This window comes from Arthrobacter sp. GMC3, from assembly GCF_002929305.1.
GTDB lineage: Bacteria > Actinomycetota > Actinomycetes > Actinomycetales > Micrococcaceae > Specibacter.
On the sequence record NZ_PJIO01000009.1, the window covers coordinates 93,301 to 108,581 of the forward strand.

The 15,281-nt window shown below is 62.6% G+C and carries 13 protein-coding genes; 6 read left to right on the plus strand and 7 right to left on the minus strand.

Going from position 1 to position 15,281, the window contains the following annotated elements; translation table 11 throughout:
- Positions 1–59: 59 nt before the first annotated feature.
- From infB to rimP, 4 genes are all read right to left on the minus strand, one after another.
- Positions 60–2,966, minus strand: a complete 2,907-nt coding sequence (gene infB / locus CXQ94_RS15045; RefSeq protein WP_104091392.1) for a translation initiation factor IF-2 — start codon at positions 2,964–2,966, stop codon at positions 60–62.
- Positions 2,967–3,127: 161 nt separating this feature from the next.
- Complete coding sequence (locus CXQ94_RS15050) at positions 3,128–3,421, minus strand: YlxR family protein (RefSeq protein ID WP_258067119.1); 294 nt, start codon at positions 3,419–3,421, stop codon at positions 3,128–3,130.
- Positions 3,422–3,558: 137 nt separating this feature from the next.
- Positions 3,559–4,530: a transcription termination factor NusA gene (gene nusA / locus CXQ94_RS15055; RefSeq protein ID WP_104091394.1), complete on the minus strand. Its 972-nt coding sequence runs from the start codon at positions 4,528–4,530 to the stop codon at positions 3,559–3,561.
- A gap of 2 nt (positions 4,531–4,532) precedes the next feature.
- On the minus strand, positions 4,533–5,162 hold the full coding sequence (rimP, locus tag CXQ94_RS15060) for a ribosome maturation factor RimP (protein WP_104091395.1): 630 nt from the start codon (positions 5,160–5,162) through the stop codon (positions 4,533–4,535).
- A gap of 169 nt (positions 5,163–5,331) precedes the next feature.
- Here rimP and CXQ94_RS15065 point away from each other — a divergent pair, with 169 nt between their 5' ends.
- The 3 genes from CXQ94_RS15065 to CXQ94_RS15075 all read left to right on the plus strand — a co-directional run bounded on the left by CXQ94_RS15065 (position 5,332) and on the right by CXQ94_RS15075 (position 9,588).
- The gene (locus tag CXQ94_RS15065; protein WP_181034241.1) at positions 5,332–7,728 is read left to right on the plus strand and encodes a DUF4439 domain-containing protein; all 2,397 of its coding nucleotides are present in this window, start codon (positions 5,332–5,334) and stop codon (positions 7,726–7,728) included.
- A 118-nt stretch (positions 7,729–7,846) separates the two neighbouring features.
- Complete coding sequence (locus CXQ94_RS15070; RefSeq protein ID WP_104091397.1) at positions 7,847–8,578, plus strand: VIT family protein; 732 nt, start codon at positions 7,847–7,849, stop codon at positions 8,576–8,578.
- Positions 8,579–8,595: 17 nt separating this feature from the next.
- Positions 8,596–9,588 (plus strand): aminoglycoside phosphotransferase family protein, encoded by a 993-nt coding sequence (locus tag CXQ94_RS15075; protein WP_104091398.1) that lies wholly within the window; start codon positions 8,596–8,598, stop codon positions 9,586–9,588.
- A gap of 24 nt (positions 9,589–9,612) precedes the next feature.
- Here CXQ94_RS15075 and CXQ94_RS15080 read toward each other — a convergent pair whose 3' ends face one another.
- The 3 genes from CXQ94_RS15080 to CXQ94_RS15090 form a co-directional block, all read right to left on the minus strand.
- The gene (locus CXQ94_RS15080; RefSeq protein ID WP_104091399.1) at positions 9,613–10,413 is read right to left on the minus strand and encodes a TSUP family transporter; all 801 of its coding nucleotides are present in this window, start codon (positions 10,411–10,413) and stop codon (positions 9,613–9,615) included.
- Positions 10,414–10,600: 187 nt separating this feature from the next.
- The gene (locus CXQ94_RS15085) at positions 10,601–12,394 is read right to left on the minus strand and encodes a proline--tRNA ligase (RefSeq protein WP_104091400.1); all 1,794 of its coding nucleotides are present in this window, start codon (positions 12,392–12,394) and stop codon (positions 10,601–10,603) included.
- A gap of 199 nt (positions 12,395–12,593) precedes the next feature.
- The gene (locus CXQ94_RS15090) at positions 12,594–12,818 is read right to left on the minus strand and encodes a hypothetical protein (RefSeq protein ID WP_104091401.1); all 225 of its coding nucleotides are present in this window, start codon (positions 12,816–12,818) and stop codon (positions 12,594–12,596) included.
- A 287-nt stretch (positions 12,819–13,105) separates the two neighbouring features.
- On the opposite strand from CXQ94_RS15090, the gene CXQ94_RS15095 reads away from it, so the two are divergent.
- Genes CXQ94_RS15095 through CXQ94_RS15105 form a run of 3 tightly spaced genes read left to right on the plus strand, consistent with a single transcriptional unit; the run spans position 13,106 to position 15,279 of the window.
- Positions 13,106–13,861, plus strand: coding sequence for an ABC transporter ATP-binding protein (locus tag CXQ94_RS15095; RefSeq protein ID WP_258067120.1), 756 nt, complete (start codon positions 13,106–13,108; stop codon positions 13,859–13,861).
- Positions 13,858–14,613, plus strand: coding sequence for an ABC transporter permease (locus CXQ94_RS15100; RefSeq protein WP_181034242.1), 756 nt, complete (start codon positions 13,858–13,860; stop codon positions 14,611–14,613). The genes CXQ94_RS15095 and CXQ94_RS15100 overlap by 4 nt, the downstream gene beginning before the upstream one ends.
- Positions 14,614–14,619: 6 nt before the next feature.
- Positions 14,620–15,279 (plus strand): TetR family transcriptional regulator, encoded by a 660-nt coding sequence (locus tag CXQ94_RS15105; protein ID WP_104091404.1) that lies wholly within the window; start codon positions 14,620–14,622, stop codon positions 15,277–15,279.
- Positions 15,280–15,281: the final 2 nt, after the last annotated feature.

Here is a 15,281-nt window from a genome sequence, read left to right on the forward strand (position 1 = left end):
CCGCGCTAAGGGGCGGGGCGCCCCCACAACTTGGAGGCGCCCCGCCCGATTTGTCGATCCTAGACGCGCGGCTTCTCGCGCATTTCGAACGTCTGGATGATGTCCTCGGCCTGCAGGTCGTTGAACGAACCCAAGCCAATTCCACACTCGAAGTCGGTGCGGACTTCGGTTGCGTCATCCTTGAAGCGCTTGAGCGAGTCAACGGTGAGGTTGTCACCGATGATCTTGCCGGCGCGCAATACTCGTGCCTTCGAGTTACGGCGGATGGTTCCGGAGCGAACAATGGAACCAGCGATGTTGCCGTGCTTGGAGGAGCGGAACACTTCGCGAATTTCCGCGGTACCCAGCTCGACTTCCTCGTACTCGGGCTTGAGCATGCCCTTGAGAGCCAGCTCAATGTCATCGATTGCGCCATAGATGACCGAGTAGAAGCGCATGTCAACGCCTTCACGGTCAGCCAGTTCGGCAACACGCTCGGCCGGCTTGACGTTGAAGCCGATGATGATCGCGTTGTCCACGGTGGCCAGGTTGACGTCGTTCTGCGTGATGGCACCCACACCGCGGTGGATAACGCGCAGCTGCACGCCTTCGCCAACATCGATCTTGAGCAACGAATCTTCCAGGGCCTCCACGGCACCGGACACGTCACCCTTGAGGATGAGGTTAAGGGTGTCAACCTTGCCGTCAGCGACGGCTTGGTCGAAGTCTTCCAGGCTGATGCGCTTGCGACGCTTGGCCAATGCCGCGTTACGGTCTGCTGCTTCACGCTTTTCAGCGATCTGGCGGGCCGTACGCTCGTCACCTGTCACGAAGAAGGTGTCACCTGCACGGGGAACGTTGGACAGACCCAAAACCTGGACCGGACGTGAAGGTCCAGCCTCGGTGATGACGTCACCGTTCTCATCGAACATGGCACGAACACGGCCGTGAGCAGTACCGGCAACAATGGTGTCACCAACGTGCAAGGTACCGGACTGAACAAGAACAGTTGCCACGGAACCGCGACCCTTATCCAAGTTAGCTTCGATAGCAATACCGCGAGCATCCTTGTTCGGGTTGGCGCGCATGTCCAGGGCAGCATCAGCGGTCAACAGCACAGCTTCAAGGAGTTCCTCGATGTTGATGTTGTTACGAGCTGATACGTCAACGAACATGGTGTCGCCACCGTATTCTTCGGGAACCAAACCGTATTCGGTCAGCTGGCCACGGATCTTCTCCGGGTTGGCTGAATCCTTATCGATCTTGTTCACTGCAACCACGATCGGCACGTTAGCTGCCTGGGCGTGGTTGAGCGCCTCGATGGTCTGCGGCATGACGCCATCATCAGCGGCAACAACCAGAACGGCAATGTCGGTGACCTTGGCACCACGAGCACGCATGGCGGTGAACGCCTCGTGACCGGGTGTATCGATGAACGTGATCCGGCGATCGGTACCCTCGTGCTCGTGCACGATCTGGTAGGCACCGATGTGCTGGGTGATGCCACCGTGCTCGTCGGCAACAACATCCGACTTGCGGATGGCGTCCAACAGGCGGGTCTTACCATGGTCAACGTGACCCATGACGGTGACAACCGGCGGGCGGAGCTCGAGGTCGTCGTCGCCTTCAGCCTCAAGCTCGGCTTCGAAGTCGATGTCGAAGCTGCTGAGCAGTTCGCGCTCTTCATCTTCAGGGGAAACGACCTGAACCTTGTAGCCCAGCTCGGCACCCAAGAGTGCGAAGGTGTCTTCATCCAAGGACTGCGTGGCGGTAGCCATTTCGCCCAAGTGGAAGAGCACGGTCACGAGTGCTGCGGGGTTCGCCTCGATCTTGTCGGCAAAGTCCGAGATGGACGCGCCACGACGCAAGCGGATAACGGTGGTGCCGTTACCGCGGGGAACCGTTACGCCACCAAGGGAAGGAGCGCTCATCTGCTCTAGCTCTTGGCGCTTGGCACGCTTCGACTTGCGCTGCTTGCCACGGCCTGCGCCGCCCTTACCGAAAGCACCCTGGGTGCCACCGCGTCCGCGGCCACCCTTACCGAAGCCACCACCGGCGGGAGCGCCGCCAGCGGGAGCGCCACCGGGCGTAGCACCGGGAGCACCCGGACGGCCACGGCCCGGAGCACCCGGACGGTCATTGCCGCGACCGGGAGCCGCGGGGCGCTCGGTGCGGTTGGGCATCATGCCGGGTGTAGGACGTGCAGCACCGCCGGGACGGGGTGCGCCCGGACGGGGTCCACCGGCGCCGGGGGCGCCAGCCGGACGAGGAGCACCCGGGCGGGGTGCGCCGGGACGAGGTCCACCGGGGCGGGGGCCGCCCGCGCCAGCTTCGGCACTGCGCGGGGCACCCGGACGGGGCATGCCCTGAGAGGGCGCGAACGGGTTGTTGCCCGGACGCGGGGCGCCTGCTCCAGCACCTGCGGGGCGCGGGGGGCGGGCACCGTCGGTACGGTTTTCGCTGCGTGTTTCGCCACGCTCGGGGCGGCCGGAGCGCGGCATGCCCTGAGAGGAAGCGAAGGGGTTGTTACCGGGGCGGGGACCACCTGCGGCCGGAGCTGCCTTCGGTGCCGGGGCGGCGGGAGCCGCCTCAGCGGGTGCCGGAGCTGCCGGAGCCTCTGCAACAGGCGCTGCCGGGGCAGGCTTGATGCCAGGCTTGGCCGGGGTAGCGGCCTTGGGGCCGGGCACTGCGGCGGGAGCCGCAGGAGCCTTCTGCTCTGCAGCGGGCTTCTCGGGCGCGGCCGGAGCCGGCGTTGCCGCGGCTTCGGGCTTCGCCTTGGCCGGGCTTGCCGGTGCCGCAGGGCCAGGTGTGGATGCCGGTGCCGCAGGGGCACCGGGGAATGCGTCGCGAAGCTTCTTCACGACGGGGGCCTCAATGGTGGAGGACGCTGAGCGAACGAATTCGCCGAGCTCCTGCAGTTTGCTAACTGCTTCTTTTGAGGTGATACCGAGCTCTTTTGCAAGCTCGTGGACGCGGGCCTTGGCCACATTTCTCCTGTCTCGGCCCGCACCGGACAGGTACGAGACGCTTAATTCTTACTGCAACATTCCATGTCGGAATGGGCGGCGTGGAAGAGCATGTTGATGCTCATTGTTGGGCACTCATCGCTGGGTACTCATCGGGTTTCCATCGGTTTTCTGACCCGCTTTCACAAAGGGACAATGTCGTTTCGTATTTTTGTGATGCCTTCGCTTGACGCATCTGCGAGCTGTGATTCCACATCGCTGACATTGCTCACACCCGGAAGGGCTCGAACAATGGCGCGGCGCTTGATCGCCAGTTGCAAACAGTCAGGGCTGGGGTGCAGCCATGCTCCCCGGCCAGGCATACGACGTCGTAAATCAACCAGCGCTTCCGGTTGCCCGGTTTCGCTGGCTGATCGCACTAGCCGTACTAGATGTTCACGGGCGGCAGTTCGCTTGCAACCAATACAGGTACGCACAGATGAGGAAGAGGCAGGAGTTTGACTCCCCGCTTCAACTTCAATCTTTACCAACTGTGCGGTGCCTTACGAAAATTTGGTGCACGCAGCCCTTCGGCCCGGTCAATGCCATTCTACCGCCTTGGAGCGCCGCTTAGCTATTCGGCGACAGCGTCAGAGATGATGTCGATACGCCATCCTGTCAGCTTGGCTGCCAGGCGGGCGTTCTGCCCTTCCTTGCCAATGGCCAAAGATAGCTGATAATCAGGGACGATGACTCGCGCGGAACGCGCATCCTCGTCAACGATCGTGACTGAAATCACCTTGGAGGGTGAGAGTGAGCTGGCAATGAAAACGGCCGGATCCTCGCTGAAGTCAACGATGTCGATCTTTTCATCGTTGAGCTCGGTCATGACGGCACGGACTCGTGAGCCCATCTCACCAATGCACGCGCCCTTGGCGTTTACGCCGAGCTTGTGAGCCATGACAGCCATCTTGGTGCGGTGTCCGGCTTCACGCGCCAGGGCGACGATTTCCACGGTGCCGTCAGCAATTTCCGGAACTTCCATTTCGAAAAGCTTGCGGACAAGGCCGGGGTGTGAACGTGACAGCGTGATAGAAGGACCTTTTTGTCCACGGTGCACATCAACCACAAAGGCGCGCAGGCGGTTTCCGTGGCGGTAGTTCTCACCCGGTACCTGCTCATTGGGGGGCAGCACACCCTCAACAGCACCCAGGTTGACCTGGATCATGTTGGGGTTATTGCCCTGCTGGATCTGCCCGGCAACGAGCTCGCCCTCTTTGCCCTTGAATTCACCAAGGACGCTTTCGTCCTCAACATCACGCAGGCGCTGCAGGATGATCTGGCGTGCCGTGCTGGCCGCGATCCGGCCAAAGCCTGCTGGAGTATCGTCAAACTCGCCGATTTTCTCGCCGTCGTCATCGATTTCAGCAGCCCAAATGGTGACGTGGCCGTTCTTCCGGTCCAGCTCGGCACGTGCCTGCTCGAAAGCCCCAGGGGACTTGTGGTAGGCCATCAGCAGTGCCTGCTCAATGGTGGGGATCAGCAGATCCAACGGGATCTCGCGTTCACGCTCCAGTACTCGCAGCGCGCTCATATCGATATCCATAGTCAGCTTTCCTCTCCATCGGCCGCGTCGCCGCCGGCCGCCTCAAATTCCAAATCAAGCTCGGCCTCATCCAGGCGAGCAAATTCAATCTCCACTACGCCGCGGCGAATGGTTGTAAACAGCAATTTTTCGGGTTCGCCTTGTTTGGCTTTCATGCCCTTTTTTACTGGCAGTTCCGGTAGAAGCTGAACTCCGTCATCCTCTACCGCCAGGATGCGCCCCATCAGGTTGTCCCGGTCAATGACATTGACCTTCACCATGCGTCCCAGGGCACGCCGCCAGTGGCGGGGTTCTGTGAGCGGGCGGGTGGCCCCTGGGGAGGAAATTTCCAGGTCGTAGGCCTGCCCGTTGTCGCGGGGGTCAGCATCCATGGTTTCCGAGAGCGCCTTGGAGACTTGCGAAATTGCGTCAAGTCCGACGCCGCCGACTTCAGTCTCCGGCAGGTCCACCACTACTGAAACGGTGCGGTGTGCCCCTGCCATCTGGACTTTGACATCTTCAAGGTATAAACCGGCCGCCTCTACGGTGGGCGCCAGCATGGCATGAAGCCGCTGCGCTTCCGCGATGGGGTCGACGAGCTGGTGAAAGTTCCCCGAGCTTTGGGCCGCTTTGGGCCTATCCGGCTTGGTCATTGAACGCCCGCCTCCCTTAAATGATGTTGTAAACATATAGACTACCGAGTTTCCCCGCCTGCCGCTGAACGTTTTTGCTGTGAGTAAGAACGCATTAGGCCCACAAATGGGGGCAAACAGAGCCTCTCGGGGTGCATTGGCGTCGATGAACGTGAGATCATCAACAGTTGTGACTAATTCGAGTTCCTCGGCCGTGCCTTCCGCTGACATTCCCGCCGACGGCATCGTCGTGCCCCCGACCGGTTCGGCCAAACCACGTCGCACAGGCAGCCGACGGGTGTCACTGCCCGCCGGGGCGCCGTCCAAGGCAGCCTCAGCGGCCCCCGCGCTACTGATTTTTGGCTCCGACGGCAAGCCCCTCCCCCAGGCAACTGATGATGTCGCTCCTGTCGCTGCCACTGACACCGCGCCAAGCGCCGACGGCGTCGCCGAAGCAACCACGGAAGGCGAGTCCGCTCAGCAGGAACAGGACGAGGCACCTGCGGAGGCCAAGGACGCCGCTGTTTCGGCGGACTCCTCGGAGGCTACAGAGGTTGCGTCCAAGCCCGACGACGCCCAAGAGCTTGAGAACCAGTCCCCCGCCGAGCCACAGGCAGCTGATGCCGAGGCTGCCGACGTTGTGGTGGAACCCCAAGTTTCGCCGATCTCGGCGCCCCCAGCTGATGCGGAGCCTGTGGACGCTGAAGAGGTTGTTGCGGAGCCCGGCGACCAGCCTGACTCAGAGCCCGAGGACACTGAACAGGTTGTTGCGGAGCCCGACGTCCAGCCTGACTCAGAGCCCGAGGCCGAGACCCAGGCACCCGTTGAAGCCGCTTCTCCGGCTGCTTCCGACGCCGTAGACCAGAGTCCGGCGGCGCCAGAGACTGCCACCGAGCCCGAATCACCCTCAGTGTCCGAGCAGCAGCTCGACTCCGTTCCGAAGGCACCCTCGCCGGCCGAAGCAACTCCTAAAGATGATGCGCCCTCGATTCCGGCACCTGAAATAGAGGACGCACTTGGAACTGGCACCGAGCCTGCAATTGAAGCGGAGTCAGCTGCACCCGAAGCCGCTGCGGATGTTGAGCTTGACGCCGTTGCAGAACCCGAGTCCATTAAGGCGCAGCTGCCCGACGCCTCAGCAGTCGTAGAAATTGAGCCCGTGGCTGAGGCGCCGGCCCCCGAAGCGCTGACGGCCGTTGCCGCTATTGACCCTGAGGCCGGGGACGTTCCGGAGCAGGCACCAAGCGTTGACTCCCCCGCAACAGAGCCGGATCTGGAACCGGCACCAACAACAATTGTTGCTCCGGAAGAAGTTACTCCGGGCCTTGCCGTCGAATCCTCTCCCGTCTCCCGCCGTGAACGGCGCCTTGCGGAACAAAAAGCACTCGACGCCGTCGTACCGGCCCGACGGACGGCTATCCCGGCCGCCCCCGTTCCCCAGACGACCCCAGCGCCCCTGCCGGTACTCCAGCCGGGGAAACCGTCAAAGAAGCGTAACAAGTTGTGGGCATACCTTCGCGGCGGCCTCCTCTTTGTCGCCATCGCTGCCGTGGTCCTCGGTCTGGGAACCGTGGTCACAGGCCAGCACGCTCCCGTGGACGGACCCAGTGCCACCGAAACTACACGCCAACAGGTGTGGGCGGAGTCGAAGGCGCTGCTAGTTACCGCCCAGGAACTGTCCAATTCCGCAACGAACGACGACTCCCGGGCGTTGCTGACATCGACAGTGACCGCCTTGGAGATCCAGATCGCAGCGCTGGCCAACGGCTTGCCCAACGAATCCACCGCGCCAAGTCCATCAGCCAGCCCCGCACCTGTTGCAACTACACAGGGCTTAGCCACAGCCCTGGCCGCAAACGCCAACGTACTCCTTGGTGCCGCCGTGACTGCGGAGGGTTCCATGGGCAGGGTCTTTGCCTCGGCTGGCACCGGTCAGCTGCTGCAGGCAACCGCCCTCAGCCTGGCCAACGGACTACCGGCACCCAGCTCACCCTTCCTGTCCGAGACGACTGACAACGATTTGCCGTCGGTTCCTGTGTGCAACACGCTTTTGAAACCACAGCCGGGGGTCAGCTCCGATGCGGCCCTCATCGCTGCCGCAGAGGGTGAACTGAAGGCCATCTTCGCCTACCAGGTGTCCACGACGCGCCTAGCCGAGCCGACCTTCAGCAAGTCAAAGCAGCTTTTGGCCGGACACCAACTACGTCTTGAGCTGTTGAATCGCGAACTTGCCTTGCGCTGCTTGCCACAGGTGGCTCCCGTCCCCGGATTTGTGCTGGATTCTGCGTTCACCGCCACCCCGAAAAAGGCGCTCTCAGATTTGGAGGGCCAGCTCACCGTGCTTTACGGCGACACGGCCGCATTGAGCAAGCCGCATCAGGATGCGGCAGCGGAAACGGGGGTTGCCGGAACCAAGGAATCCGCCTACACCGCGAACGCCTCGGCGCTACGCGAATTGTCAGTCAAGTGGCTACTCGGCTCTGCCATTAATCAGCAGTTCTGGGGCGGCACTTCCGCTCCCCTGCCGGGTATTTCCGGCACGGCACCCAGCTCGCCAGCAACCGGCCCGGCAAGCAGCGCACCCTAGGCCGGTCAATCCGGTCCCAGACACCAGCACCCCGGGGTAGAAATAAGCCCAGCCTAGCCTCAACGAGGACATCCTCACCTTGCTGGCAGCGGAAATCCGATGGTGCTTTGCTTCATGTATGGCTACCACTCAAGAAGTATTGACCGAACCGGATCTGCCACGTTCCGGGTCCATTGCACAGCGCCTGAATTGGCTGCGCGCGGGCGTTTTAGGTGCCAACGACGGGATAGTCTCGGTCGCCGCAGTGGTGGTGGGCGTTGCGGGTGCCACAGCCAGCTCGGGACCTATTCTCACCGCCGGGATGGCGGCATTGGTGGGCGGTGCCATCTCCATGGCCTTGGGCGAATACGTCTCCGTCAGCAGTCAAAGCGACAGCCAAAAACACATGATTGCCCAAAAACGCCGCCAGCTTAACCAGGAACCCGCTAAATCCCTGGCTACCCTGGCCCGAATCTACGAGGACAAGGGACTTTCCCGCCAAACGGCCGAACAGGTTGCCGCCGAACTCACCGACCACGATGCCTTGAGCGCCCACCTGGCCGCGGAAATGAACCTCGACGAGGACGACGTCGTCAGTCCCTGGCACGCGGCGTTCGCCTCCGCCATCGCTTTCACTTTGGGTGCGATCCTGCCCATGCTTGCCATCTTGCTCCCGCCCGAGTCCATCCGAGTCCCTGTCACCTTTGTGGTGGTCTTGATCGCGCTGGGTATCACGGGCTGGATCGCCGCAGGTATCGGCGGCGGTTCCAGGCTTCGCGCGGCCACCCGGGTGGTGGTCGGCGGGGCCATGGCCCTGGCTGCAACGTTCGCCATAGGCAATCTGCTCGGTGCCAGTGGCCTGGTGGGCTAGCGGATAAACTTGCTGGTATGCCGACCACAGTGAAAATCCCCGAGGATCTGCGCGCACGGCATTCCCGGACAAGGGAAGGCCGGGCCTGGCTGTCTGACCTGCCGGATCTGATAGTCGCTGCCCTCACCCGGTGGAACCTAGCCGTGGACTTGCCAGCCGGGGTCCAGCCGTGGAATGGCCATACCGGAATCGTGATTCCCGTGCGCACAGCGTCCCGGGACGCCGCCGCCCTGAAGATCGCCTTCCCCTTTGAGGAGGCCCTGTTGGAGCCGGTGGCCCTGACATTGTGGAACGGCCACGGCATGGTGCGAATCCTCGAGCACGACACCAGCAGTTGCTCCATGGTCATCGAACGTCTCGATGCGGAAAAATCCCTCCTCACGGTTGAGATGGATGACGCAATTGAGGTGTGGGGCAGCACCGTTCGCCGCCTGAGCATCGCCCCGGACATCCGTGAGGGCTGGGACCAGATCCCGCACGTTGCCGCGACCGCTGAACAATATTCCGATGACCTTCCGGCCCGCTGGGAGGACCTCAACCAGCCGTTTCCGCGCTGGTTGCTGGAGGCAGCCCTTGAGGTGTGCCAGACGCGAGGTGCAGTTTCGCGCCGTCGCGCCAACGATGTTCTGGTCCACACTGACCTGCACTACCTGAACGTTCTGGCCACCCTGGACGGAACCGGGTACCTCGCCATTGACCCACAGGCGCAGATTGGCGACGCAGAATTCGCAGTGGCCCCGTGTCTTTGGAACCGACTCCGGGACCTGCCCGCCCGAGATGCCGAGGCCGGGCTCCGGCGTCGTGCCGGAAGTCTTTGCGCCGCCGCCGGGCTGGATGAGTCAATCGCGGCCGAATGGGCTGTGGTGCGCGAGGTGGAGAACGCACTGTGGTACTTGGAGACGCCCGGGCACCTTGGCGATGCCCAGCGTTCGCTGTGGGTGGCCAGCACTATGGCCGGGCGGACCATGCCAGGGTTGCCGGCCGCACATGATCTGAAAATGTTGGACTGATCCCCGCGACCTTCCACACAGATATCAGGCGCCGAGGACGTTCTCGTTCCAGACGTCGGCACCAAGCTTGATGATCAGGACCGTGACAACCACCAGAAACACGACGCGGATGAACTTGTTGCCTTGTTTCACAGCCGTTCGGGCACCGAGGTAACCGCCTGCCATGTTTGCCCCGCCAAGCACCAACCCCACGCCCCACAGGACCGAGCCGTGCGGTGCGAAGAACATCAGTGCCCCCGCGTTAGTGGCTAGGTTGACGATTTTGGCCTTGGCGCTGGCCTCTAGGAACGCATATCCCATGAGGCTGACGAGCGCTATGACCAAAAAGGAACCCGTCCCGGGGCCGATCAAACCGTCGTAGAAGCCGATTGCCCCGCCAATGCAGACGGCAACTACGTAGTGCCTGTGTCCGGAATGGCGCAGGGCCGTCAGCTCACCAATGTTGGGTTTGAAGGCTGTGAAGATCAGCACGACCACCAGGGCGATGACGATGATGGGTTTGAAGACGGAGCCAGGCAAAATGGTAGCGACCACGGCCCCGCCCAGGCTGCCTAACAAGGCGACGGCGGCCATGGGCAGTGCCGTGCGCAAGTCCGGTTTGACGCGCTTGTAGTACGTGAGCGAGCTGGTGGCTGTGCCGAAGATGGAGCCCATCTTGTTGGTGGCCAAGGCCTGCACCGGGGAGATGCCTGGGATCATGAGCACCACGGGCAGCTGCAGCAGCCCTCCCCCGCCCACCACGGCGTCGATCCAGCCAGCAGCAAACCCGGCCACAATAATGAGCAGGATCGTCGCCGTAGTGATGTCTTCAAAACCGGAAATCATGTTCACCTCAACGAAACGTTGGCGGAGGGGCGCAGCCCCGCGACGGACCCATGAGGTACAGGATCCAGCATTTTTTGTAGGCGACGTAAAGGAGACGCCAAAGGCCGCCCGCGGCCGTGGCGTCGGATAGTCGCCGGAAAAATGCCGGGTCCTGTACCGCAGTCAACGAGGACGAGCGGCCTGACGGCTACTGCTTGTCGAGGATGTACTGAACTGCTTCGGCGACAGGAACGTTCTCGGCCACGCCGGTGGCGCGGTCCTTGATTTCCACGACGCCGTCCACCAGTCCGCGGCCCACGGCCAGGATGGTGGGAACTCCGATGAGCTCGGCGTCGCCGAACTTCACACCGGGGGAAACCTTGGGGCGGTCATCGTAGATGACCTCCAGTCCGGCTTTCTCCAGATCTGCGGTCAGCTGTGCGGCCGCGTCGAAGATTTCCTCGCCGCGGCCCACTGCCACCACGTGGACGTGGGCGGGTGCAACGTTTGCGGGCCAGATCAGGCCCTTGTCGTCGTGGTTGGACTCGGCAAGTGCCGCAACGGCGCGGGTGACGCCGATGCCGTAGGAGCCCATCGTGACAACGGCAAGCTTGCCGTTCTTGTCCAGGACTTTCAGGCCCAGGGCTTCGGCGTACTTGGTGCCGAGGGCGAAAATGTGCCCCATTTCGATTCCGCGTGCAGTTTCCAAGGGGCCGGAACCGTCGGGGGCGGGATCGCCTTCGCGGACCTCAACGGCCTCGATGGTGCCGTCCCAGGCGAAGTCGCGGCCGGCCACGAGGCCGAACACGTGCTTGCCGGCCTCGTTGGCGCCGGTGATCCAGGTGGTGCCGGCGACGACGCGCGGGTCGACAAGGTACAGCAGCTTGGTGGTGCTTTCGGCGCCGAGCACGGCAGCGTCCAGGGTCAGGCCCGGGCCGATGTAGCCCTTGATGAGCCCTGCGTTCTTCTTCAAGTCCGCTTCTCCGGCAGCTTCCACACCAACTTCACCGCCTACTTCGAGGTGGGCGCCGATGTTTGCTTCGATGCGCTTCAAGTCCACGGCACGGTCACCGGGGACGCCAATGACGACGATCTGGCGTTCACCGGTGGGCAAGTCGATGGCCAGAACCACGTTCTTGAGCGTGTCCGCAGCGGTCCAGGGACCTTCGGCGCGGGGTGCCATCTCATTGGCTGCGGCCACCAAGGTGTCGATGGTGGGGGTGTCCGGGGTATCCCGCACGATGGCGGCGGGCGCGTTGGTGAAATCGATGTCGTCGGGGACCACGGTGGTGACGGCCTCAACGTTGGCCGCGTAGCCGCCGGCGGAGCGCACGAAGGTGTCCTCGCCGATGGCCATGGGGTGCAAGAATTCTTCGCTCCTGGAACCACCCATGGCGCCGGCGGTTGCCGCCACCGGAATGATTTCCAGGCCGAGGCGCTCGAAAATGCGCAGGTAGGTTGCGCGGTGGGCCAGGTAGCTGGCGTCCAGTCCGGCGTCGTCAATGTCGAAGGAATAGGAGTCCTTCATGATGAACTCGCGGCCACGGAGCAGGCCTGCGCGGGGGCGGGCCTCGTCGCGGTACTTGTTCTGGATTTGGTAGAGACTCAAGGGCAGGTCCTTGTACGAGGAGTACAGGTCCTTGACCAGGAGCGTGAACATTTCCTCGTGGGTAGGTGCCAACAAGTAGTCGGCGCCCTTACGGTCCTGGAGGCGGAAAATGCCGTCGCCATATTCAAGCCAGCGGTTGGTGACTTCGTAGGGTTCCTTGGGCAGCAGGGCCGGGAAGTGAACTTCCTGGGCGCCCATCGCGTCCATTTCCTCGCGCACAATGGCCTCCACTTTGCGCAGCACGCGCAAGCCCAGCGGGAGCCAGGTGTAGATGCCCGGTGCGGCGCGTCGGATGTAGCCAGCTCGCAGCAACAGCTTGTGGCTATCCACTTCAGCGTCGACGGGATCCTCACGCAATGTGCGAAGGAAGAGGGTGGAAAGGCGAAGTGCCACGCGAAGTTTCCGTTTCTTGAGCAGTTAATCGCCCGCCACCAAAAGGCGGGCATGTACTAATCTACCGGTTCAGGCAAAGGAGCGGCGCCCCGGCACCAGCAAATGCGGCTAGAACCGGGGCGCCTGAGACCCCTACGTGGTGGGCCCACACGCCCGAGGGACCCGCGACGAGCTTGCGAGTCGTGGGAGGGCGTGGGGACTAGCCGGCTTTGCCTTCCAGGGCCACGAGAACGCCTGCCACGGCAAAGAACTTGTTGCTGCCCAGATCACGGATGGTCTTGATCCCCAGCAATTCTTTCAAGGCTGCAGCCTTTGCATCGGTGATACCCGCCAAAGCGGCCGGTGATGCGTCAAGGATGTCCTTGAGCGGCTTGTCTTCAAATTCCTTGTCAAGTGCTTTGGCCAAATTAACCGAAACTGCCATGTCGCGATTCCTCTCATAGGCATTCACAAGTTCCACATGCGTGGGTGGCACACCAGATGGCGTGTCCATTGCCAAGCTATGCGAATAAACCCAGCAGTTCAAGCATTTCCCGTCCGGGTGTTGCCACCAACAGCTGCCGCAGGAAACCGTGGACACGAACGGGCCATAGGTCTAGTTTTAATTCATCACGTGATGAATTCCTCTTTCCCTTGGAGTCGTTTGTGTCTCACAGAGCAGCCCTGCCGGACCCCCACCTGCCGCCCACCACGCCTGCCCCGGCAGCCCCCATTTCGGCGTCAGTACCCTGCGTCAGCGTCGCGGGGTTAACCGTGCACCGAGGAAAGCTGGACGTACTCCGAGATCTCTCCTTCAGCATTCCCGAGGGCCGCATCACGGGACTGTTGGGACCCTCTGGAAGCGGGAAAACCACTCTAATCAGGGCCTTGGTGGGAGTTCAGAGAATCACCGCGGGCCAGGTGAACGTGCTGGGGCGTCCGGCTGGCGAGGCCTCCTTGCGGCACGACGTCGGCTACGTCACCCAGGCTGCCAGCGTCTACAAGGACCTGAGCGTGCTGGATAACGTGCGCTATTTCGGGGCCATGCACGGACGAAGCCGGGCGGATGCGCTGGAGGCGGTGAACGCCGTCGGACTTACAGACTTTGCCAAACGCCGGGCCCAAGACCTCTCCGGAGGGCAGTTCAGCCGGGTATCCCTAGCTTGCGCACTCGTGTCCAAACCAAAACTTCTAATCCTCGATGAGCCCACGGTAGGGCTGGATCCGGTGTTGCGCGCTGATCTCTGGACCCAGTTCGCGGCCATGGCCGCCGCCGGCACTACTCTGGTCATTTCCAGCCACGTCATGGAGGAGGCCGGCCACTGCGATTCGCTGCTGTTGCTGCGTGAAGGCAAGTTGCTGGCCCAGCTCACCCCGGACCAGCTGCGCCAGCAAGGCAACACAGCGGACCTTGAATTGGCGTTCCTGCGGCTCATCCAGGCAGATCAACAACACCACACCACGGCCGGTCGGGAGGGGACCTCATGAACGCGAAAATGATGTGGGCCACGTGCGTGCGGGTACTGCAACAGCTCAGGGGTGACCCTCGCAGCGTGGCCCTGATCTTGGTGGTACCCGCCGTGCTGCTGGCGTTGGTTTACTGGCTGTACGAGAATGAGACGCTGCCCCCGGGTGTGCCGCGCACTTTTGACCGCGTGGGGCTGATGATGCTGGGCATTTTCCCGTTCGTGGTGATGTTCCTGATCACCTCCATCACCATGCTGCGCGAACGCACCTCCGGCACCCTTGAGCGGCTGCTAACGACGCCCATTCACAAGGGGGACCTGCTCTTCGGCTACGCACTGGCGTTTTCCATCATGGCCGCTTTGCAGGCGCTGGTGGCGAACGCCGTGGCGTACTGGGTATTCGGCATGAGCCTCAAAGGCAACAGTGGGTGGGTGGTGCTGATTTCGGTGCTGACGGCAGTTCTCGGCGTCGCGCTGGGGCTGCTGTGTTCGGCCTTCGCCACCACCGAGTTCCAGGCCGTCCAGTTCATGCCCGTGGTGGTGATCCCCCAAATCCTGCTGTGCGGGCTCTTTGTGGCCCGCTCGGAAATGAACACCGTCCTTCAGGCCATCGCCAATGTACTTCCCCTGAGTTACGCGGTGGACGGTTTGCAGCAGATCGCCGCCCATGCCGACGTCACCGGTGATCTGGTCACGGATCTGGTGGTGGTGGCCGCCTTCGTTGTCGCCGTGTTGCTCCTTGCTTCCCTGACCTTACGACGCCGGTCGGCCTAGTCCCCGATGAAATCCCCACCGGTGCGCGGCCGCCGTCAAGGACGCTCCACCTCAAGGGAGCTAATTCTGGCCAGCGCCCGCAAACTTTTTGCCGAGCGCGGCTTCACCGCGACGAGCTTGCGTGAGATTGCCCGCGACGCCGGGGTGGACCCGGCTCTGGTGCACCACTACTTTTCAGGCAAGGACGAGCTTTTCAACGCCTGCGTGGAACTGCCGGCGGATCCCGGAGAGGTACTGGCAGATGCGAGCAAGACACCCGCCGCCGAACGCGGCGAGGCCCTCCTGAGGGCCCTGCTGACGCTGTGGGACTCCTCCGCACAACCAGCCCTGGTGGCCTTGCTGCGCAGCGCCACCGGTTCCACACCCCAAAGCTCATTGGTGCGAACGGTGTTGTTCAAAAGGGTCCTGAGCCAGGTTTTGGCCGGTTTGCCGGGAAACGACGACGAACTCGCCCTTCGTGGTTCGCTGGCGGCCAGCACGGTCATGGGACTGATGATGGCCCGCTACCTGCTGCGGATACAGCCGCTAACTTCTGCCACGCACGATGAATTGGTGGCCTGGTTTGCCCCGACGTTGCAAAACCACCTGATCGGACCCCTGCCTGATACATCCAACACCCCTGCCCGTCATGGTCCCGGACCGGAAAGCGCCGACGGCGTCTTTTAGCC

Coding starts and splice junctions, on each gene's coding strand:
- nusA (WP_104091394.1), bottom strand. CDS start 4,530: ATGGATATCGATATGAGCGCGCTGCGAGTACTGGAGCGTGAACGCGAG.
- rimP (WP_104091395.1), bottom strand. CDS start 5,162: ATGACCAAGCCGGATAGGCCCAAAGCGGCCCAAAGCTCGGGGAACTTT.
- CXQ94_RS15070 (WP_104091397.1), top strand. CDS start 7,847: ATGGCTACCACTCAAGAAGTATTGACCGAACCGGATCTGCCACGTTCC.
- CXQ94_RS15075 (WP_104091398.1), top strand. CDS start 8,596: ATGCCGACCACAGTGAAAATCCCCGAGGATCTGCGCGCACGGCATTCC.
- CXQ94_RS15080 (WP_104091399.1), bottom strand. CDS start 10,413: ATGATTTCCGGTTTTGAAGACATCACTACGGCGACGATCCTGCTCATT.
- CXQ94_RS15090 (WP_104091401.1), bottom strand. CDS start 12,818: ATGGCAGTTTCGGTTAATTTGGCCAAAGCACTTGACAAGGAATTTGAA.
- CXQ94_RS15100 (WP_181034242.1), top strand. CDS start 13,858: ATGAACGCGAAAATGATGTGGGCCACGTGCGTGCGGGTACTGCAACAG.
- CXQ94_RS15105 (WP_104091404.1), top strand. CDS start 14,620: ATGAAATCCCCACCGGTGCGCGGCCGCCGTCAAGGACGCTCCACCTCA.